This is a genomic window from Bradyrhizobium canariense (assembly GCF_018130465.1).
Taxonomy (GTDB): Bacteria; Pseudomonadota; Alphaproteobacteria; order Rhizobiales; family Xanthobacteraceae; genus Bradyrhizobium; species Bradyrhizobium canariense_C.
In genome coordinates, this window is the sequence record NZ_JAFCKJ010000003.1 from 190,298 (window position 1) to 212,322 (window position 22,025).

11 protein-coding genes and 1 tRNA gene are annotated in these 22,025 nt (G+C 62.3%); 4 read left to right on the forward strand and 8 right to left on the reverse strand.

Annotated elements, in window-relative coordinates; all coding sequences use genetic code 11:
- Positions 1-179 precede the first annotated feature (179 nt).
- Complete coding sequence (locus JQ591_RS09715; protein ID WP_211395790.1) at positions 180-506, forward strand: hypothetical protein; 327 nt, start codon at positions 180-182, stop codon at positions 504-506.
- 292 nt (positions 507-798) lie between these two features.
- Positions 799-888, forward strand: a tRNA-Ser gene (locus JQ591_RS09720).
- A 1,036-nt stretch (positions 889-1,924) separates the two neighbouring features.
- Here JQ591_RS09720 and JQ591_RS09725 read toward each other — a convergent pair.
- From JQ591_RS09725 to JQ591_RS35725, 7 genes are all read right to left on the reverse strand, one after another.
- Positions 1,925-2,122: a hypothetical protein gene (locus JQ591_RS09725; RefSeq protein WP_211395791.1), complete on the reverse strand. Its 198-nt coding sequence runs from the start codon at positions 2,120-2,122 to the stop codon at positions 1,925-1,927.
- 659 nt (positions 2,123-2,781) lie between these two features.
- Positions 2,782-14,895, reverse strand: coding sequence for a VCBS domain-containing protein (locus JQ591_RS09730; RefSeq protein ID WP_211395792.1), 12,114 nt, complete (start codon positions 14,893-14,895; stop codon positions 2,782-2,784).
- Between the two features lie 789 nt (positions 14,896-15,684).
- The gene (locus tag JQ591_RS09735; protein ID WP_211395793.1) at positions 15,685-15,822 is read right to left on the reverse strand and encodes a hypothetical protein; all 138 of its coding nucleotides are present in this window, start codon (positions 15,820-15,822) and stop codon (positions 15,685-15,687) included.
- 18 nt (positions 15,823-15,840) lie between these two features.
- Positions 15,841-15,999 (reverse strand): hypothetical protein, encoded by a 159-nt coding sequence (locus JQ591_RS09740; RefSeq protein WP_211395794.1) that lies wholly within the window; start codon positions 15,997-15,999, stop codon positions 15,841-15,843.
- A gap of 176 nt (positions 16,000-16,175) precedes the next feature.
- Positions 16,176-16,343: a hypothetical protein gene (locus tag JQ591_RS09745; RefSeq protein WP_211395795.1), complete on the reverse strand. Its 168-nt coding sequence runs from the start codon at positions 16,341-16,343 to the stop codon at positions 16,176-16,178.
- Between the two features lie 1,377 nt (positions 16,344-17,720).
- On the reverse strand, positions 17,721-17,933 hold the full coding sequence (locus JQ591_RS09750) for a hypothetical protein (RefSeq protein WP_211395796.1): 213 nt from the start codon (positions 17,931-17,933) through the stop codon (positions 17,721-17,723).
- 103 nt (positions 17,934-18,036) lie between these two features.
- Positions 18,037-18,174, reverse strand: a complete 138-nt coding sequence (locus tag JQ591_RS35725; protein ID WP_433995199.1) for a hypothetical protein — start codon at positions 18,172-18,174, stop codon at positions 18,037-18,039.
- Positions 18,175-19,550: 1,376 nt separating this feature from the next.
- Between JQ591_RS35725 and JQ591_RS09760 the strand changes: the two genes are divergently transcribed.
- Together JQ591_RS09760 and JQ591_RS09765 are read left to right on the forward strand one after the other, a co-directional pair.
- Positions 19,551-20,294 carry a DUF7168 domain-containing protein gene (locus JQ591_RS09760; protein WP_211395797.1) on the forward strand — a complete coding sequence of 248 codons (744 nt, stop codon included), beginning with the start codon at positions 19,551-19,553 and terminating at the stop codon, positions 20,292-20,294.
- Between the two features lie 994 nt (positions 20,295-21,288).
- Positions 21,289-21,519, forward strand: a complete 231-nt coding sequence (locus JQ591_RS09765; protein ID WP_211395798.1) for a DUF6894 family protein — start codon at positions 21,289-21,291, stop codon at positions 21,517-21,519.
- A 201-nt stretch (positions 21,520-21,720) separates the two neighbouring features.
- Here the strand turns inward: JQ591_RS09765 and JQ591_RS35730 are convergent, their stop codons facing one another.
- A complete protein-coding gene (locus JQ591_RS35730) occupies positions 21,721-21,804 on the reverse strand; it encodes a DUF3309 family protein (RefSeq protein WP_433995201.1) in 84 nt (27 codons plus the stop codon).
- Positions 21,805-22,025: the final 221 nt, after the last annotated feature.

The window sequence follows — 22,025 nt, forward strand, 5'->3', positions numbered from 1 at the left end:
TGAACGGCCGGCGCAAGCCGGCCGTTCGCGTTAAGGATGCCCCGACGAACTTCGGCAAAGCAAGGTTTTGCGGCGTATACTGTTGCGACCTTCGCAAATCCATTTCGGGCAACTGGGGCACCACAATAATGTCTCGCACTCTTGCTGTCGTTTTCTCAACGGTCGTCGCTGCGATTTCGATGACCGGCGCGGCTTCCGCCGGCTGCTACAATTGCTACGCACCGCCGCCGTGCACGACCTGCTACCAGCAGCAATACGTGCAGCCGCAATACCGCACCGTCGACGAGACCGTGATGGTTTCGCCCGGCTCCGTCGTGGCGCATCGCGCACCGGCGCAGTACCGCACCGTGATGGTGCCGCAGACCGTGATGGTGGCGCCCCCGAGCGTCCAGTACGAGCGCATCCCGCCCCAATACGCCACGCGTCAGCGCGTCGAGATGGTCCAGCCGGGTTATTCCTATTACGCCCCGGTGCAGATGGGCTGCGCGTCCTGCGGCGGCTACTGAGCCAACGCAGCTAAGAACGGACTTCGCGCGGCGCTCCGTCGGGGGCGCCGCGTTTTCTTTTGGGCTGGCAGCAAACGAGGCCCGGAAACGGAGGCGAATCCAAACCGGGCCTCGCAACCGGCGACGCCCTGGGAGATGTCGCCAGTATTCGGGATTGCTGAGGTGTACAGGCTAAGGGAACAGGCTGACGCTCGCCTGACAGATCGTATGCGGCGGAGCGGTTTCGGGTCGGGCGCCAACTTCGCGTTGCCTTGGACCGTCGACTGCGTTAAGCGACAGCCATTCCGGACTTGGAAGGGTGGCCGAGTGGTTTAAGGCACCGGTCTTGAAAACCGGCGTGCCCGCAAGGGTACCGTGGGTTCGAATCCCACCCCTTCCGCCAGTATGCTGTTCTCCATTGTTCGCATCTGTTCGGAATTCACAGCAAAATCAAAGGTCTGCTCCGGAGTGCTATACTTGCGTGTTCGCAAGTGTTCTCCTCAATTCGAGCCGTGACCGTAGATTTCGCCCGTGGGTTCGGAGGATGGTTTTCACGGAGGGGAACACATGACAGGCAGACTGAAGGCACTCGATGTCGACCGCGACCGGCTCGACAAGGCCGGGGACGGCCGGGCCGCCTTCGTGCGGTTGATCGCGATGTCCGATCACGAGAGCAGATGAAGAACGGGCCCGCCGGACTACGCTGGCGGGCCTTACCGTTATGAGAGGCAAGCCACGATCGCAAGAACCACGTCAGCGCCTAGATCACCCGAATACGCAGCGAAGATAAATCCGGCACCAACAACAAGCGCAATTGCCTTAAGCGTGATCATCTTCAAATCCCCTCGTTAGTGACCGAAGGTTGGACCCGGACTATTTCGGGAGCGCTTCGCGCAAGGCAGTAAACGGTTTCGTTCACCAAGGCGTTATCAGCAAGCTGCTGGCCGCTCGACGGAAATGGGCCGCAGCGGGAGGTTAAATCGCTGCGGCCCGCGCACCGTCAAAACAAGCCCGGGTAAAATCAACCAAGTAAAATATGCAGCCAGCCCCGGTAACAAAATTTAGCGCCTACTTTTTCTCGATTGCAAGCGTTGAGTTCGGCGGAACCGAAATGTGTCTATCGTGCATTGCGTTCCAGGATGGGAACGCGCCGCCCGGTTTGGAATTGCTGTCCGCGCATTCGGCCTCGTCCTCATCGACAGTTTGCCGCAGGGGCCCGATTGCAACCTCTGATTCCTGGTGGTCGTCGCCCCAGCATGAGATGGTGATTCATATTTGCGTTTCGGAGGGAGAAGCCCGATGCGCCTTGCATTGCCTTATCTCGGAATTTGTCTCTGCGCGTCACTCGCGGCGTGGTTCTCCTTCACGCTGATCTATTGACCGAGCAGATCATCAGTTGTCAGCAGTCGCACGTAGGTACCGCTCTCGTGCAGCTCCAGCTAGCCCTTCTCGACAGCGCGCCTGATGCCGGCGCGGAACTCCGTGCCGCTTCCCTCGAGCGTGAAGAGGAAAGGGTAGTTGATCTTCTCAATGTGGATGCGGCCATCCTGGACCGGCTCGATGCTGGCGGCGAGCTCGTTCAGCTTGCGGGCTGCGGCTTGTGGATCGGCAAAAGGGCGTTCGGTGACGTGCTTCATCGCTGGGATCAAAACCTCAAGCGCCCATGCTTGGCCTGAGTTGCCCGCGACTGTCATGCCAGTTCGGGACGATATGCACAGATCCTGCGGCGCCGCACGCCGAGCAGACCAGGCGCAAGCCGACGCGCGACCAGGGCTGATCTTGCGGGAGTGTGTCAAGCCGCACGTCGACCCTGCGATCGCAACGGCCGTTCAGGCACTGGATGCTGCAGGAGACATGGCCATCAGCCAACCATTCCACGGGGCTGCGGGGCGGATAGTGACCGGCCCATTTTGTGTATCGACGGTGAGCACGCATGCCGGCATCAAAGCGGCATCGTAAGGACCTCGCAAATTATCGATTCCTAGTAGGTCCGGGAGAGTGCGAGCTACTGCGCGTCGTGGGTGTGGACAGGTGTGGTCGCAAAGTCTGGCGCCGCGCCTATTTTGGTAGCCCGTCAATGAACGGCTTCTTTGGCAGTTCGACAATGTTCTCCCTGGTTCGGTCGCACCGTAGTGACGACGCGGTCGCGCGGGGAATTCAGTTCGACCGTTTTAAAGTGCCCGTTGCAGCTCGAATGAAGTCCTAGTCGGGCGCGATCTGCGCGGGGGCTTTGTACCCACTGGGGATGGCCCTTCCCCCCTTGAGCAAGACGGCGGAGGGAAAGGATCGAGCCGCGTCAATGGAGTAGGAAGTTGCTGTCGGTCAACGTCCCCGCGTAGTTGACGAGACTGATCTCCATGTCGCCGGCGCCGAACTGCCCATCGCCGTTCACGTCAATCTGCAGCATCGCGTTGGTTCCTGTTCCGTCGACTCTCGCCTCGGAGTGCGGCGATCCGGCCGATCCGTCGAATGCCGCCGTGTCCACGAAATGAACCGGTCCGGTGAATCCGTTCAGACCCGTCATGTTCGTGAACGTGAAGGTGTCGCTTGAGGCGTTGAAGTTGACGACGGTGTCGCCGTTGCCGGTCTGCGACTCGGCGGCGCTGTTGAAGTTGAAGTTGTCAGCCGCAGCGCTTGCCGTGATGTTGTCCGCGCCCGTTCCGCCGGTTACCGTCGTTGTTCCCGCGGTGTTGCCGATGGTGATGAAGTCGTTGCCGATGCTGCCGTTGACGGTCTCGGCGTTGACTACGGTGACCGTTCCGGCGGTGCCGACAAAGTTGACGGTGTCGATGCCGTCGCCCATGTCGATGGTGCTGAACGTCTGCTGGGTCAGCGTCAGGACATCGCCGGTCGACGAGCCGTTGATCTGGTTGATGTTGAACAGGCCGTCCAGCGAGTTCGTTCCCGCGGCCAGGGTGACGGTGTTGATGCCCGGTCCGAGGTCGATCGTCAGCCCGGTGACGTCGGTGAGAAGCATCAAGGTGTCGTCGGAGGCGGGACCCGAGAAGTCGCTGCCGCTGACGCTGTCGACGCCCGTGAGCGATACCGAGTTGAATCCGCCTGCGAGGTTGACGTGGTCGGTACCGGTGCCGAGGTCGATCGAGACTCCGGTAAGGTTGTTGTTGAAGGTCACGAAGTTGTCGAGACTATTGCCGACGACGTGCTGGATGTTCAGCGCGGTCATGGTGAAGCCGCCGCCGCCGAAATTCAGCGTGTTGTCGCCGCCGGCGAGGTCGACGATCGCGTTGTTGCCGAGCGTGAATATGCCGTCGGTCACTGTCAGTACATCGTTGGACGCCGTGCCGTTGATGTGCTGGATGTTGAAGAGGTCGACGAACGTGTTGCTGCCGGCGGCGAGGTTCAGGGTGTTGTCACCCTGGGCCAGGTTGACGTTCATGCCGCCGCTGGCATTGTTCTGCAGCGCCAGGGTGTCGTTGACGGCGAGCCCGGAGAAGTCGTTGGTGGTAAGGATTTCGACGTTCGCCACGCTCAGCGAGTTGACGCCTCCAGCCAGCGTCATGTTGTCGGTGCCGTCGCCAAGGTCCACCGTGAGGCCTGCGGCATTGCTGACCAGGTTGACATTGTCATTTCCGGTGGACCCCGTGACGTGTTCTACGTTCAGAAGGTTCAACTGGTAGAAGTTCTGGGAAGCGAGGCTTACGGTGTCGTTGAGGCCGGCTCCGAGGTCGATCTGATGGCCGAACACGTTGCCTCCGACCACCAGGAAGTCGTCGGCGGCCGTTCCGATGATCCCGCCTGCGCCGAGGTTGAAGGCCGAGATGTCCACCGGGTTCAAGGCCGTTCCGGCGGTCAGGAGAACGGTGGCGTCGTTGAACTGCAGCACCTCGATGTTGGAGAGGGTGTCGGTGCCGTCGCGCGCGGCGCCCTGGGAGTCGACAACCTGGATCTGTCCTGCTCCCGGCGTGTTGAAATTGACGGCGTAACCGGCCCGTGCGCCGGTGAAGGACGCCATGTCGGTGCCCGTCCCGCCGTCAAGGCCGTCGTTACCGCCCTGGCCGGTGAGCGTGTCGTTGCCACCGCCACCATTGAGCGTGTCGGCGCCGGCACCGCCGAAGAAGAATTCGTTGCCGGTGCCGCCGGTGATGACGTCGTTGAAGTTGGACCCCTGCACCGAGTTGACCCCGCCGAGGATGGTGTCGATGCCGATCGCGGCGCCGTCCGAAGCCGCGATGCTGTGGGCGTTTCCAGTTGCGCCCGACAGGTCGACCGAGACGGCGGACGCGGCCTGGGTGTAGGCGATGCGCGTGTTGCCGTTGCCGGTGATGGAGTCGTTGCCGCCGATACCTTCGAATAGATTGAAGGAGCCGGTGTTGAAGGCTCCGACGCCGCCCACGAAGCCTGAGGCGTCGTAGGTGTCGGCGAGCTGGCTTCCGGTCGCGCTGTTGACGCCGGTGAAGCTGTCGGTTCCGACCGAGCCGTCGCCGGTGGCTGAGCCCGCGGCCATGTGAATGGTCACGCCGGCAGCGGCGCTTGAATAGATGATCCGGGTGTTGCCGTTGCCGGTGATGGTGTCGTTGCCGCCGATGCCCTCGAACTGGCTGAAGGTGCCGTTGTTGCCGAGGTTGAGGGCGGCGCCGGTGCCGAACGTCGATGCGTCGAACACGTCGTTGAAGTTGGTGCCCTGGACGGCCTCGATCGAGCGGAGCGTGTCGGTGCCGATCGAGGCGTCGCCGGTGGCGGTGCCGGCGCCCATGTTGACGGTCACCGGTCCGGTGGAGAAGTAGATGTTGTTATAGGTCGCGAGGTCGAACCCGCCGCGGCCGTCGATGAGGTCGTCGCCGCCCAGGCCCGCGAAGGTTTCCGTGGTCCCGGTGGCGTTGTTGCTTCCGAGCAGGGTGTCGTTGAACATCGAGGCCTGGATGGCGTTGACGTTCGAGAAGGTGTCGTTGCCGGTCGACGCGTCGCCGGAGTCGGTGCCGGCCGCGATATCCACGGTCACGGCGCCGGTCGCGTTGACGAATGCGAGGCGGGTATTTCCGTTACCTGTGATGGTATCGTTGCCGCCCATTCCGTTGAATTCGTTGAAGGTGCCGTTGGAGCCTGGGTTGACGCCGCCGCCGTTGAAGCCGGCCGCATTGAAGCTATCGGCGAAGTTGGTGCCGCGCACGGATTCGACGGAGATCAAGGTGTCGGTGCCGATCGTAACATCGCCGGTCCCTTGCCGGTCGCCGACGACGGTGCCAGCAAGGAGATTCACGGTGATGCCCGAATTGGTCGCGGGGTCGAGGGCGTAGTCGGCGCGATCAAAGCCGCCGCGACCATTGATCGTGTCGTTGCCGGCACGGCCGTCAAAGATCTCGACGGTGCCGCCGGCGTTGGCGGTGCCGAGCAGCGTGTCTGCGAACTGCGAACCGATCACCGTGGCGAACCCGGCGCCGACGAGGTTGTCGGTGCCGACCGAGCCGTCGCTGGCAGACGCGGTGTGTGCGGCCAGGTCAACGGTGACGCCGGCCGTCGCGCTGATGTAGGAGACCCGGGTGAGCAGGGCGCCTTGGCTGTTCACGGCGCTGGTGATGGTGTCGTTGCCGCCGCCGCCTTCGATCTCGTTGAGGCCGATCGGATTGCCGGCAATGCCGGAATCGCCGGCAAACCCCGCGGCATTGATGATGTCGTTGAAGCTGCTGCCGACGATGGACTCGATGCCGAGCAGGGTGTCCGTGCCGGATCCGCCGGTTACGGTGCCGGCCGCCAAATTGACGGTGATGGCGGAGGTTGCATCGGTGTAGATCGCGCGATCGAATCCCGTGCCGCCGTCGATGATGTCGTTGCCGGCAAGGCCCTGCAGCTTGTCGTTGCCGGCGAGGCCCTGGATGGTGTCGTCGCTGGTGGTGCCGGGTAGCGTGTCGGGGCCGGCGGTGCCGACCACGAGGGCGCCGCCGTTGACGGTGATCCCGATGGTCTTCTGGAACGACAGGCCGCCGGCGTCGGTGGCGACGACCGTGATCTGCTCGGTTCCCGTGGTCAGCGAGCCTGCAACGACGATGTTGCCGCCGCTGACGGCGAACTGTCCGCCGGCGTTGTCGGCGAGCGTGTAGGTGAAGGTGTCTCCCGTGTCCGGATCGAGCGCGGAGAGGGCGCCGACAACGGTACCGTTGGCCGTCCCTTGCTGAATGACCGTGTTCGACAGCGAGATGTCGGTCGGGGCTTCGTTGACGTTGCTGGTCGCGATCGCGAAGGTCGTGTCGTGGGTGAGCCCGCCGACATCGGTGGCGTGCACCGTGACGGAATGGGACGTCGCCTGCTCGAAGTTCAGGGGCGCGGTGGTGACCAGGTTGCCGTTCGAGATCGTGAACAGGCCGCCGGCGTCGTTGGTCAGCGTGAAGGTCGCGGTGTCGTTGGCGTCGGGGTCGAGCGCGGAAAGAGCGCCGACGACAGTGTTTGCCGCGCTGTTCTCGGCGACCGAGGAATTCGACAGCAGGACCGCCGTCGGGGCCTCGTTGACGTTGGCGGTGGCGATGGTGAAGATCTTGTCGACTGTGAGCCCGCCACCGTCGGTGGCGCGCACCGTGATCTGGTGGGAGGCCGCCTGCTCGAAGTCGAGGGGAGCCGTGGTGACGACCTGGTTGGCGACCAGGCTGAACAGCCCGCCGGCATCGTCGATCAGGGTGTAGGTCGCCGTGCTTCCCGCGTCCGGATCGACGGCGGTGAGGAAGCCGACGACGGTGTTGGCGGCGCTGTTCTCTGCCACCGAAGCGTTCGACATCGTGACGTCGGTCGGCGCCTCGTTGACGTTGGTGACGTTGATCTGGAAGTTCTTGCTGAAGGTGGCGCCGGCATGGTCCGTGACCTGGACCGTGATCTGATGGGTAGCTGCCTGCTCGAAGTCGAGCAGGGCGGTGGTGACGACGGCGCCGTTCGAGATCGCAAACAAACCTCCGGCGTCATCGGTCAGCATGTAGCTCGCGGTGTCGCCGGCGTCAGGATCCATGTCAGAGAGCACGCCGACCACAGAACCCGGCGCGCTGTTTTCCGGGACAAGCGCCGGGACGATCGGACCAAGCGCGATATCGGTCGGAGCGTGGTTCGGCGTGACGACCGCGAAGTTGGCGTCGCTCAGGGTGCCGGCAAGGCCGTTCATGACGACCGTGATGTCGCCCGCGCCGATCACGCCGTCGCCGTTGACGTCGATCTGGAGCTGCTTCTGACCGCCGACATCGACGAGGATGGCTTCGGCATGGGGCGTTGACGGAGAGCCGTCGAGTGCGCCGGAAGCCATGAAGTGGATCGCCCCCGCCGTACCGACGACGCCGTCGAGCAGGAACTGGTCCTGGGTTGCGTCGAAATTGTTGACGGTATCCAGGCCGGTGATCTGCGAGGAGTCCGAAGCGTCGGTGTAGCGGATGACGTCGGTCGCAGCGCCTGCGGTGATGATGTCCGCGCCGCCGCCACCGGTGATGGTCGTGGTGCCGAGGACGCCGGCGTCGGTGATGAAGTCGGTAAAGGCGCTGCCGTTGACATGTTCGATGTTGGCGACGCTGACGGCGCCGGTGAACTGGGTGAGGTTCAGGATGTCGCTTCCGCCGCCGAGGTCGATCGTGACCGGACCCGGGTCGTTGAGCATGGTCAGGGTGTCGTCGGAAGCGCTGCCGTTGATGTGCTGGACGCGGTAGGTCGTGACCGAGTTGGTGCCGGCCGCCAGTTTGAGGGTGTTGTCGCCCTGCTGCAGGTTGATCGTGACGCCGGTGACGTTGCTGAGAAGGGTCAGGGTGTCGTCGGACGCCGGAGTGCCTCCGATACCGTTGTAGTCGCTGGTTCCGATGCTCTGGACGTTGGTCACGGAGAGCGTGTTGGCGCCTGCGGCGATCTGCAGGGAATTGTTGCCGGCGCCGAGGTCGACGGTGAGGCCGGTCTGGTCGTTGGTCAGCGAGTAGAAATCGTTGCCGGTGCTGCCGACGAGGTGCTCGACGCCGTGGAGCGCGCCGTTGAGGAAGGTCGATCCGACAGCGAGCGTATCGTTGCCGATTCCGAGGTCGATCGACAGTCCGGGGGTCCCGATCCCGTTGGCGACCGTGAGCGTGTCGTCGGACGCGGTGCCGTTGATGGTGGCGATGCTGAAGATGTTGGTGAACGAGTTGGCGCCCGCGGCGAGGTTGAGCGTGTTGTTGCCGTTGCCGAGATTGACGGAGAGGCCGCTGACAGTGTTCTGCAGCGTCAGCGTGTCGTTGGAGGCGAAGCCGCCGACCGTGAAGTCGTTGCCGGTGAGTATCTCGGTGCCGGTCACGCTGAGCGAGTTGGAGCCGTTGACGAGCACGACATTGTCATTGCCGCCGCCCATGTCGATGGTCAGGCCGTTGACGTTGGAGAGGAAGCCGACGAAGTCGTCGCCCCCGGTGCCGACCAGATGCTCGACATTGGCGAGGTTGAGGTTGTAGCCGCCGGTTATGCCGAGGGTGACGGTGTCGTCCGTTCCCGCCCCGAGGTCGATCAGATGTCCCGAAAGGGCCTGGTTGATCTTGACGTAGTCGTTGGCTGAAGACGTCACGAGGGACGACAGCGCAGCGCCCGTTCCATTGAAGAACAGGAGGGGGTCGGAAAGATCGACGGGATTTGCCTGGGTGCCGGAGGCGACCAGCACGTTGACGTTGGTGAACTGCAGGATCTCGACGTTGGTGAGGGTGTCGGTGCCGTCGCGGGCTGTGACGTTGTTGTCCTGGACGGTGACCTGATTGCCGTTGACGGTGATGGTGTACTGGGCCCGCGTTCCCGAGAAGATCGCGATGTCGCCCTTGTCGCCGCCCTCGATGGCGTCGCTGCCGCCGCCGCCGGTGAAGGTGTTGCTGTTGCCGTCGCCGATCAGCGTGTCGCCGAAGCCCGATCCCGTGATGCTGTTGACGCCGCCGGTGATGGTGTCGGTGCCGATCGCCGCGGCATCTCCCGCGGCCGTGCCGTGGGCGGTTCCGAGCGAGAGGTCGACCGTGACCGCGGCCGACGCGTTGCCGTAGATGACGCGGGTGTTGCCGTTGCCGGTGATGAGGTCGTCACCGGCAAGGCCTTCGAACTGGTTGAAGTTGCCGTTGTTGCCGATGTTGGCCGCGCCCGCCTGGCCATATCCCGTGGCGTCGAATTTGTCGGCAAAGAATGTGCCTTGAACGCCTTCGATCGAGCGCAGCGTATCGTGACCGATCGAACCGTCGCTAATGCCTGTCGCCGTTCCCAAGGCCATATTCACGTTGACGCCGGTGGTCGCCGTGGTCAGGCTGTTGTAGCTGGCCACGTCGAAGCCGCCACGGCCATCGATGTAGTCGTCTCCGCCGAGGCCGGTGAAGGTATTGTTGAGATTGCTTCCCAGCAGCGTGTCGCCGAAAGAGGATCCCTGAACCGCATTCACGCCCGTAAACCTGTCGATTCCTTCGCCAAGGGCCGTAGCGGTGCCGGCGACCAGAAGCGGATTGGTCGATACCGTCGTTCCTTGAAGATCGACGGTCACGGCGCCGGCCGCGTTGGTGTAGTTGAGACGCGTGGCGCCGTTGCCGATGATGGTGTCGTCGCCGCCGGCTCCCTGGAAGTCGTTGAAGGTGCCCAGCGAGCCGATGTTCGCGCCCCCGGCGCCGAAGCCCGTCGCGTCGAACACGTCGTTGAAATTGGTTCCGCGAACGGCTTCCACTGCTACGAGCGTATCGGTGCCCACCGTGGAATCGCCGACGACGGTGCCGGCGGCCAAATTGACGGTGATGCCGGCCGTGGTCGCCGCATCGTTCGAATAGACGGCGATGTCGTAGCCGCCCCGGCCGTCGATCAGATCATTGCCGGCGCGTCCCTCATAGCTCTCGAATGTCCCCGTTCCATTGTTGCTGCCGCGCAGGGTGTCGTTGAAGGCAGAGCCAATAACCCCGGACACGTTGGTGAAGCTATCCTGGCCGATGGAAGCGAGATCTTCCGCAACGGTTCCGTTGGTTGCATGCGCTGAGTGGGCCTGGATATCCACCGTAACGCTGTCGGTGGCGTGGAGATAGCTGACGCGGGTCAGGGCCTGGCCCGGTCCATTGAGAAGGCCGGTGATCTGGTCGTCGCCTTTTCCGCCTTCGAATTCGTTGTAACCGACGACCGCACCGGCTACGCCGGTGACGCCGGCAAAGCCGGTCGCATCATAGGTGTCGGCGAAATCGGAGCCGATGATGCCTTCGACATTGACCAGCGTGTCGCTGTCGACGCCAGCGCCGGAAGCCGTTCCGGCGGCCATGTTGACGGTAATGCCGCCGGTCGCCTCGGTGTAGGTCGCGCGGTCAAAGCCGGTGCCGCCGTCGATCTTGTCGTTGCCGGCATTTCCGGCGATCTTGTCGTTGCCAGCACCACCGAACAGCAGGTCGGCGCCGTCGCCGCCCGAGATCTGGTCGTTGCCTTCGAGACCGTCGATGGTGTCGATGGCGGCCGTGCCCGTCAGGACGTCGTTGCCCGACGTGCCGAGCACGGCGATGCCGGGGGCGGCGACCTGGGCGGCATCGACTTGGGCCTGAAGGTCATCGACATAGACGGCGGTCACCGCGCCCGTCTGGGCGGTATCGTTGAAGTCGGTGATGGCGCCCAGCGAGGTCGCCGCATCGCCTTGCGCGACCTGGCCGGCCTGCGCGATGGCGGTGACGTCGGCGGCATTCTGGATGACGGTATTCGAGGCGGAGACGACGGATACCACCGTTGACAGCGCGTCCTGGCTGACGCCGGAGGCGGTCGCAATCGTCTCCAGGGCGCCGCCGGTGGCGGTGTCACTTAGATCCACCGGGTTGTTGCCGGCTGCGGTGATGGCGTCGGCGATCGCGCCGAACACGGCATCCTGGGAGCCGCCCACGGCGGAAATCTGTGCGACCGTGCTCTGGACCTGGACGCCGGCCGAAAGCACGGCAGTCGCAGTCGCGTCGCCGCCGATGGCGAACGGGACCGGGTCGAAGGTCGTGAGCTCGACGCCGTCCAGGTGGAATGCGGCTGCGACCAGAAGGGTGGCATCGGCCGCCGTCACGTCGCCGACCGCCAGCGAGGTGATGAGGGTGGTCAGCGGGGTGACGACGGTGGAGCCTTCCGGCGCCTTGAGCGTTCCGGTGAAGGCCAACCCCGTGGAAACGTCCGTGCCGCCTGTCATGATCAGGGTGCCGGAGGGGTTGTGCAGCGTGAAGCTGCCGTCGGCATTGGTGACCGCCGAGGCCTCGCCGGCGTCAAAGGTGCCGTTATTGTTGGTATCGGCAAACACGAAGGCGCCGGCGATGTAGCCGTCGACCGCGCGATTGCTGGTGTCGTGAAGACCCGCCGTGACGTCGATCGTCACGGTCGTCGCGGTAACGGACTGTTGTCCGCCTTCGATCGAGGCGACCGACAACTGCAGAACCAGGGTGTCGGCGTGCGCTTGCTCGCCGGGGACTAGGGCCAGCGTGCCGAGATCGGATGCCGCCACTTCCCAGTGACCGTCTTCGAACGGGGTGCCGTGGTTGAGCGCGTAGGTGGACGGAATCCCGGTGATGCTGACTGCGCTGAGGGCGCCGCTGTCGTCGACCATGTGGGCCGAGATCGAAAGCGGGATCAGGCCGTCGTCGGCGCCGGACACGTTGCTTGCGGTCAGGACCGGCGCATCCTGGGTGCCGTGGATGGTGAAGGAAACCGGCTTCTGCGTGCCGTCGATCGAGGAGACCGTGAAGGTCTCGATCCTCACCTCTCCCGCGGCGAGGCTCTGCACCAGCGCATTATCGACGGTGTAGGTGTAATGGCCGTCGGAGGTGATCGTCAGATGCCCGAGATTGCCCGGCGTCGGGACCGTCGTGGTGTTGAACTGCGACTGGCCCTGGTCGGGATCGGTGGCGGTGATCTGGCCCGACACGGACAAGGTCGCGGCTCCGTCTTCGGTCACATCGTGCTGGATCGGATCGCTGATGACGGCGGCGTCATTGGCACCGATGACGTCGAAGGTGACCGTTTTCGGGGTGCCGTCCAGCGAGTGGATCGTGAAAGTGTCAGTGTGTATCTGGCCGGCGCCCAGCGACTGAGTCGCCGAGTTTGCAACGGAATAGGTGTAGGTACCGTCGGCGGCGAGAGACAGCGTGCCGAGGTTGCCCGCGCCCGTCAGCGTGCCGGCCTGGAACGAGGACTGGCCCGCGTCGGGATCCGTGGCGGTCAATTGGCCGGTGGCGGTGAGTGTCGCACCGCCGGCATCCTCCGTCACCGCGTGGACGACCGGGTCGCTGATGACCGCGGTGTCGTTGGCGCCTTGGATGGTGAAGGAGACGACCTTCTGGGTGCCGTCGATCGAGGAGACGGTGAAGGTATCGACCTTGCTTTGGCCCAGGCCGAGGTACTGAACCGCGCTGTCGGCGACCGAATAGGTGTAGCTGCCGCCGCTCTGCAGGACGAGGTTGCCGAGGTTGCCCGATCCCGGCGTTACACCGGTCTGGAAGGCGGCCTGGCCGGCGTCCGGATCTGTGACCAGGATGGTGCCGGTAGCCGTCAGCGTGGCCCCGCCGACGTCCTCGGTCACGACGGCGTTGCTCGGATTGCCGATTGTCGCCGGCGTGTTCGCTCCGCTGCCGCCGTGGATGGTGAAGGTGACCTGCTTCTGGGTGCCATCGAGAGAGGTCACGGTGAAGGTGTCGGTCTTGATGTCGGCAGTGCCCAAGTACTGGGTGGCCGAGTTGGCGACCGAATAGCTGTAGGCGCCACTCGCCGCGATGGTGAGGTGCCCGAGGTTGCCTGCGGCCGAACCCACGGCCGTCTGGAACGAGGACTGGTTTTGGTCGGCGTCAGTGATCGAGAGCACGCCGATGGCGGTCAGGGTGACCGGCGAGGCATTCTTCGTCACGTCATGCTGGTCTGGCGTGCCGATCACAGCGGCGTCGTTGGTGCCGTGGATGGTGAAGGCGACCTGCTTTTGCGTGCCGTCAAGGGAGGTGACGGTGAAGGTTTCAGTCTTGGAGTCATTGGCGCCGAGATACTGCACGGCGCTGTTCGCGACCGTGTAGGAATAGGCGCCATTTGCGGCGATGCTCAGATGCCCGAGCGTACCGGATGCCGCAGTGACAACGGTCTGGAACGAGGACTGGTTCTGGTCTGCGTCGCTGACCGAGAGGGTACCCGCCGCGGTCAAATTGCCCGTGATGGAAACGCCGACGTCTTCGGTGACGTCGTGGACGACGGGGGCACCGATGGCGGCGGCGTCGTTGGTGCCGTGGATGGTGAAAGTGACCTGCTTTTGCGTGCCGTCAAGCGCCGTCAGGGTGAAGGTGTCGACCTTGGTGTTGCCCATGCCGAGATACTGCACGGCACTATCGAGCACCGCGTAGACATAGGCGCCGTTGCTGCCCATGATGAGCACGCCAAGGTTGCCGCTCCCGGCCTGTATCGTCGGCTGGAAGGCGGATTCTCCCTGGTCGGCGTCGTTGATCGAGACGGTTCCGGTCGCGTAGATCACCGGATTGGTGGCATCCTCGGTGACGTCGTGGACCGTCGGTACGCCGATGACGGCGGCGTCGTTGATGCCGTGGATGGTGAAGGAAACCTGCTTGGTCGTTCCGTCCAACGAGGTGACCGTGAAGGTATCCACCTTGGTGTCGCCGGCTCCGAGATATTGGGTGGCCGAATTGGCGACGGAATAGGTGTAGGTGCCGTTGGCGGCGAGCATGAGGCTGCCGAGATTGCCGGAGGCTGCATTGACAGAAGCCTTGAAGAACGCCTGGCCCTGGTCGGCGTCGGTGATCGAGATGGATCCCGTTGCCGACAGCGTCGGGCTGGATGCGTCCTCGGTGACGTCGCGCTGGGTCGGGGTACCGATCACGGCGGCGTCGTTGGTGCCGTGCACGTTGAAGGAAATCTGCTTGGTGGTGCCGTCGAGGGACGTCACGGTGAACGTGTCGGTCTTGACCTGGCCGGCGCCGAGATACTGAACCGCGCTGTTGGCCACGGAATAGGTGTAGCTGCCGTTGCTCTGCAGCACCAGGGTGCCGAGATTTCCGGGAGCGGAGGAGACGACGGTCTTGAAGGCGGCTTGGCTCTGGTCGGCGTCGGTGATCGAGATGGAGCCGGTGGCCTTCAGCGTCGGGCTGGCGGCGTCTTCGGTGACGTCGACGACGGTCGGCACGCCGATCACGGCAGTATCGTTGACGCCGATGATCGTGAAGGCGACCTGCTTGGTGGTGCCGTCCAGGGAGGTGACGGTGAAAGTGTCCACCTTGGTCTCGCCGGCGCCGAGATACTGTACCTTGCTGTCGGCGACGGAGTAGACGTAGGAGCCGTTCGCGGCGATGGAGAGCGAACCGAGATCTCCGCTTGATGCGAGGACCGAGGTCTTGAAGAAGGCCTGGCCTGCATTGGTATCCGTAATTGAGATCGCCCCCTGTGCGGTGAGCGTCTGCAGGCTGGTATCCTCGACAACAACTTGAACCGTGGGCGCACCAATGACGGCCGGTGAATTAGGCATGAAAAATCCCCCCCAAAAAGAGCTTGGTCGACTGATTATTGGCAGGCTGTGCCGACAGGCCGTAGCGACCAGAAATGATTGATCGGGGCTTCCCCCAGACTTAATTCGCGACGCAACTGGATAGTTATAAAATAGGTACTCGACGCTTGTATGAGCAGCGGAACATTCGCGTCAAGCGCCAAGCACGAGAAGCATGTGCGAAGTTGGTCGCAATCGGATTCATCGTGATGAAGTACGATTAATTGCTGCATCGCAATTGCGAAACAGAAATTGGTTGTCGTCGGTAGAACGCATTGGCTTGCCACGAAAGCGTCCGGCGTGAAGACACGTCACTCTCGTTCCGTAGAATTACGGATATCAGACGTTTGGACGTTCCGACGTGGTGATCATCCTCTCGGGAGGCTGCTATAGAATATCGCGACTGCGGAGGGATGGCGTTCAGCGTAAGCACCTTCACTGTGCCTAGGCTGCGGTTCAGTCACCTCGGTTCGCTCGGATGAAGGCGTGCGAGGCCGACGTGATCTCGGCGCGACCCGTGACGCGCTCGGCCAGCTCATCAGCGACTTCGTTGGTCGATCGCGAGACCAGCCCTCGATCGCGTTGCAGGCGACAATACGGATCGCACTGCGAGATCGACTGATCACGGGAGCTCGCGGTTCGTTATTCAAGCGCGTTCCCGCGGCCAAGTTCATTTCCAACACTCTTCGACTGCTTCGTTGGTGTGGCAAGGCGTGGAGATTAGGAAGCGCAACACGATGGCAGCTGTTGTCGACGCAGCGGCAAGGAGCTTCACGAATGCCGGTGCAATCGGACGAGCCCAAGCTCGACCAAGCGGGCGACGAGCTCATGGTCAAACAACGGCGGGCTGGTCCAGGATTCCGAAGCCAGGCGGTTCAGGAAGTCGCGTTCGGTCGCCGTCAGGTCCATGATCGGGACCAACCTCGTTTACATGTCGCTGCAAGCGCTCCAGACGCCGACTGCAAGGGGGACGAAGGCGACGCAAACCCAAAAAGTGGGTGCGCTGGAGTAGAGGCCGGCAACAAGGATGCAGGCGCCGAAGCCAATAATTCCAAATGAGATCGCATAGGCAACCGCTTTTTCCATTGGTCGCCTCACAAGCACGTCGCCTCTAAGACGCCGGGCGAGGTCAAACGTTCCTGCGCGCGGAGGCGCCCGAAAGGCCGCAGGCACCGAGATTGCCGGCACCTGCGGCCTACGCTCCACCGTTCCGCACGATCGGCGAAGCGATCCTAGATCCGAGCCCCCGATCGCGATCTGGCCTAAGCAGCCGTCGCGTCATGAAGCAGCCCAAGTAGTTTTTGAGCAACAAATACATTCATTCGCAGCGTTGCCCGTGAGTCATCCATAAGGATCACATCCACCTCTACCAACGACGGCTCGAGTTCTGCGGCAGCTACAACGTCGGTAATAACAAGCTTTTGGATCATGGCGCGCATTCCCCATGGTTTATTTCCTGCAGAGTAGTACACGCAGCGCGGGCTCGGGGTGGCTCAATATTGCCGCGCTGGGGCACCCCGAAAGGGGGGGGCTCGACACTAGGCAGTGGCCATTGATCATTTCCGGTTTGGCCGGTCGCGGCGGATGTTCTGGAATTCCTCGGGCCTTTGACGAGGCGCCGCTTGCGGCTGGCTTGGTCGTCCGGATTGACCGAGGCTTCGGCTATCTTGTCGATCGCGCTGCCAGCCGTTTCGCGAGCGCGCTGTTTCTGGTCCGTCTGGAGGCAAATGAAGCGCCGATGGCTGCGGCGGTGACGACGAGACCCGCCGGTTCACGCTGGCGGGCCTTCTCGTTATGAAAGGCAAGCGATGATGGCGAGAACCACGTCGGCGCCCAGATCACCCGAATACACCGCAAAGATAAACCCGGCACCAAGAACAAGCGCAATTGCTTTGAGCGTCATCACCTTGAAATCCCCTCGTTAGTGAGAGGAGGCTGGACCCGAACTATTTCGGGAATGCTTCGCGTGAGGCGGCAAACGGCTTCGTTCACCAAGGCGTTATCCGGAGGCCGTCGACACGAATTCTCAGGAAGCGCGACGGCAGCGGCTGATGGCGGCCAAGGAAGTTTCCTGTGGCACGGGCGTTGCTCATATCTAGGTGGCTGGGTTGCTGGACCCAGTTTGGAACAGGGCGTCGCCGGAACACTGTATTTCGAGCCCGGCGGCGTATCTTTTAGGGACTAGCGGCACAACCGCCCGCGGCGCGTCCCTGCGAAAGTGTCCTCGATCCTTGGCATAGACCGTGCAGGCTAGTTCGCATCCGGGATTTTGCTAGTTCCTCCGGGACTTGGAACTCTTATTCGAAGGAAGTTTCCATGCCCTCGTCTATTGCACAGATTGTTTCCGCCTACGTTCGGTTGAAGAATAGACCTGCATTGGAAGACATGCGCATACACCGGCGCCAGCTACTAGCTGATGTTCAAAGCAGGATGGGGGTCGATCCAAGGCGAGCGGTTCTGGCTCTGCAGGAGGACGTCAAGCTGATCGAAGCAGGGCTGGGGGAGATTGGACAGGATTGATCGTCAGCAACGGCTGCGACTGTCTTTCACCTGCTCGGATTGAGCGCTCGAACGCCGCCGCTAAGAACATCACCCGCCGTCACGCTGTCGGGCCCAGCACTCCCGGCGCTCTTAAGCTGCAATCCGTGAGACGTCGAACTCCGGTAGTTGTCCGGACGCCATTTCCGGAACGGGGTGTCCTACCGAAGGAACACCGGCGAGATTTGAGCACCAATTTTTAAGTTGTTCCGGGATGGGCCGCAGGCGGGCTGGAACCACGCTGCGGCTTTTCCCATTGGGCTTAGTTCCTAGCCGTCGCGGCACGGAACGCCGAAGTCGTCGCAGGTGAGAGCGAAGGTTTCTTTCGCCTTCGCATCTTCAAAGCAGAAGCGCGTGCCGACATCCGCGCGATCGATCCACCAATCAATTTTACAGTCCTTTGCAATGCGCGAGGCTTCTCCTCGTAGCAGATCCAACTTTTTTCCAGCAACGTGGACGATCAGGCAATTTTCCTTAGTCATGAATGACGTCCCTATAATTGAAACTACGGCTCAATTTGATTCCGACAAGATGAAAATCGTGTGGCGTCTTCCCAGAGAAAGACGATCATTGATCCCGCTTCAGTTAGCGTCGTCCCCAATGCGGTTCCTTGCCCTTGGGATTGAGCTCCGGGGCGTAATGTCGGTTCAGCGCCCGCATGCCCCCGATACGGGCGAACATCGTCGGGCCGCCTCGCTCGGCCACCAGGAGCAAGGCTTCCATCGCTGCGCGCCACTCGGGCGCGTCATGCTCTCTCTTCGGCAGCCCAGCGATGTACTCGCCGGCCTCGCGCAGCGTGGCTAGGCAGGCAGCGACCGTCGACCTCGATTGGCTCCTCGAAAGGCCGCCCCCAGCCCCGATCGGTCATTCTTTCCGCGTCACGTCAGGAACAAACTTTCCTCTGGCATCTCCGGCACGTCGTCAGTGATCAAGGCATGTCGGCACCGCCGCAAGTTGCACTCCCAAAAGGCGGGTCCGTGTGGTTTGCGCAGACCCTCCGGCTCGGACGGAGTGCCCCTTTTGGGCAGTTCATTCCGCCACTTCACCGGCATAAATTGAAGTCGCCGACCGTGCTGACTTTGCCCTTCCAAGCTTCAGCACGGAAAGGCAGGCGGCCCTACCACGCTATCAGCGAGGCGGGGTCGTTGCGTGTGGTCGGCGCTTGGTAAATCGGCTGCCTTCCCGCTTGCCCAGCAAGGGCGGTGCCGTGATCGAACAACCTCATTTCGACGCTTACTCAGTGTTAGCACGCATCTGTTTTGGCGTTGCCGTTATCGGTGGCGTAGCGCTCATCGCGGTGGCGATTTTGAGCATCTATTTCATGTAGCAAAAGCGTATTGGAACCCGGCTCGCGCGCGATCTACTGCACGTCGTGGGTTAGACAGTGCACATGATTTGAACCGGCCCGACCTGGCAGGCGGACGCGGGGTCAGTATGGGATAGTTTATTGCGGCAGGAAGGCTGGCTTGAACCTGAGCGCCATAGGCGCATATTCGGCGGATGCTCGAGCAGCGACCAACTTTCATGGCTCGGAAAAATCCCGGACTTGGCTGGGGCGTCGATATTCTGTGGCCCGATGGCGAAACGGAAGCAATCAAGGGCTTTATTACCGAAGGTGACGCAGTCAAGTGGATTGCTGAGCACGAGCACTCTAAGCCGTGGCAGGGAAATACAAACCAAAAACCATCCCTAGCGCCTTAGAAACCCCCGCCCACCCTCCGGAAAATCGATCGCTGACAGCCGACTGCCTGTGCGGCCCGGGGCCATGGGCGGACTCCGTAGACTTGACGGCGACCACGCGGCGGGAGTCAGATCGGCCGCATGGGGTAACATCAGCACGACATCGACGATCTCGCGCGCATGGAACGCATCTGCTTGGATCTGGCGGAGGAAAGCAGAGTGCCTGGCGAGGCCGGCGCGCTGCGGGAGATGGCCGCAAACTACGGTCGTGAGGCCGCCAAACTGACCATGGCTAAGACCGTGGATTGCTCGCGACGCAGGCGAACACTGCGATCAAAATCAGTAGGGTTGACAGGACACCCGTTCCGCCAGTCTATCCGACCGGGTCTGCCCGTCAGGCTTTTCCGGGCAGGTGATCAGTGAACCAGACGTCCAATCCGGCCGTGCTCGACAAGCTGAAGCTCCGCATTCAGGCGTTGCGTGCCAAGACCATCGCCAATGGCTGCACCGAGGACGAGGCGCTGTCTGCCGCCGCCAAGGTCGCCGAGCTGCTGGATCGCCACGATTTGTCGCTGTCCGACGTCGAACTGCGCGCATCGCCGTGCGAACGGAGGGTCTTTGAGACCCATCGCAAGAAGCGAATTCCTCTGGACGACTGCATCGGCGCGATTGCTCATTTCTGCGATTGTCGGGTCTGGCGCGAGAGGAACGCGGCCGGCGAGAACCACTATGTGTTCTTCGGCCTCGGCGCGGATGTCGAGGTCGCGCATTATCTGGCCGAATTGATCGACGGCGCCGTGCGCGCTGAACTTGGCCGCTTCAAGACCTCGCTCGACTACGCCCTGTTCCGGCACCAGGAGCGGCATCTGGCCAATGCCTCCTTCGCGCTCGGGATGGTCGCGTCAATCGCGGACAGGCTGCTGGCGATCAAGGCCAGTCGCGATCAGGTCAACGAAAGCACCGGCCGCGGGCTGGTGGTCCTCAAGACCTCGGTGGTCGATGCGGAATTCGACAAGCTCGACCTCAAGATCCGGACCCAGCGCGGCACCAGCCGGATGGTGTCGATGACGGCCTATGAAGCCGGCGGCGCCGCCGGCGCGTCGCTGGCCATCAATCCCGGCCTTGGCGAGGGGCGGGCAGGGTCCACGCGCAAAGGGAGCTGAGCGCATCGGCGTGACTGCCCAACATTGCTCTGTTTGGCAAATCAATGCCGGATTTGTCGCCGATGAGGATGCCGGGAACAATCGTCTCATTGGTCTGTTGGATCTGTGACAACCGACGAGGTTGTGCAAAAGCTTCGGACGGGCAGCGTGGACTACGGCCATCAAGCTATGGCGAGGTCGGGCGGAGAAATCTGGCAACCTTGGTAACCCGCACGCTGAAAAGACGCTGCAGCGTCGTTCCCAACCGATTCATCAATCATCGACAAGCTGGCAATGCGCCGTGCACGACACTTCGGCGTCGCCACTCAGTTGCAGGGACCGCAAGGTTGAAGTTGTCGTATGGCTACACGATCCTCGCACTCCTGCCCTGGCACTCCTGCCTCTCGCAGGGGGGACGGCGTCCTCGGTACCGCATCAAGAGCCAGGATCAGAATTTCGAGCGTGTCGTGGCTGAGGACTTGCCGAGCCGTTCGGCAGCGCTGACCTCGCTCCTGCCTCGGTTTCAGAATGCGGTGCTGCGAAACTGCACATCCGATCTATTGCTGACAATGCTGACTTTCGGCAGCCTATGCTTTTGGACATGAGTTCGCGATCTTGCAGGCTCGGCCGAATATCTCAGGCGTGCAATCCAAAAAAGCCTGCGACAAAGACGATGACTACGATGACGCCGATGATGTAGAAAATGTTCATGGTGTACTCCGAGTGAGACATGCGCGCTTTCAGCATGAAAGCGCCGCGCTCCAACAGGCAACGTGCCGGTCTACAACTAAGTTCCTAGCCCACGACCTGAGTTACGCAGCCTCGCTCCTTTGCGCCTTTACATCCTCCGCCGCCCTGTTGAGATGCACGTGCTGGTCGACATGATGAAAGGTCTATCACGACTCGCTGCTCACTAGTGCTCACTCTCGAAGATCTAAGAGTCACCAACCAAGACGCACTCATTCGCAGAGGAACGCTTATGCGTGTCCAACATTGAAGCAGTTGGAGGCGGCCGATGCCACATTACTATTTTGATATCAAAGACGGCCACAGGCTGGTCGACCCATCGGGACTGGACTTCAGGGACGATGACGACGCCATTGCGAAGGCAGGTGTGATCGCTATCGGAGTGTCTCTCGACCAGCCGGCGATTGATCCGGAGCGGCACATTGCTGTTCTAAATAATTCAAGGGAGGAAATCTTCAGGGTGCCGGTTTATTCCAAGCCGTCGATGAGCACCACGTAGACGCTCGCAAGCGCGAGTGCAGTGACGTTCAGTTCGACGCCGCAAGCGGCAAGGCGGTAGCTAGGCTTGATCTCGGATTGTATTGATCGCTCGCTCGGCCTGCCTAAGTTGGCTGCTCGGCAGGTCATTCCTCTGATTGTCCAAATCAAGGGCGAGCGAACGAGGTTATCCAGCTCGAACGGCGTTTTCGACGGTTGGACGTCACCAGTGGCCTCGACTGCGACCCCAGTATCCGCCACCACCGAACAAGAGCACGACCAAAACGATAATCAGGATTGTTTCCATGGGAATTCTCCGTTGACGGCGACGGCATGAGTCGCCGCGTAGCAAGCATTCAACCGCGTCTTGAAAGTATTGTTCCCGATACCGGGAGGGCCGCTGTGCGAGGCGTTACTGTCGGAACGAAGATGGCTGCCAGTTGCCGTCATCATCAACAGGGGGTGATCACGACAGAGACGTTGACCATGATCGCCAAGCCGTCGTTATCGACAGGCAGTAGTCGGATC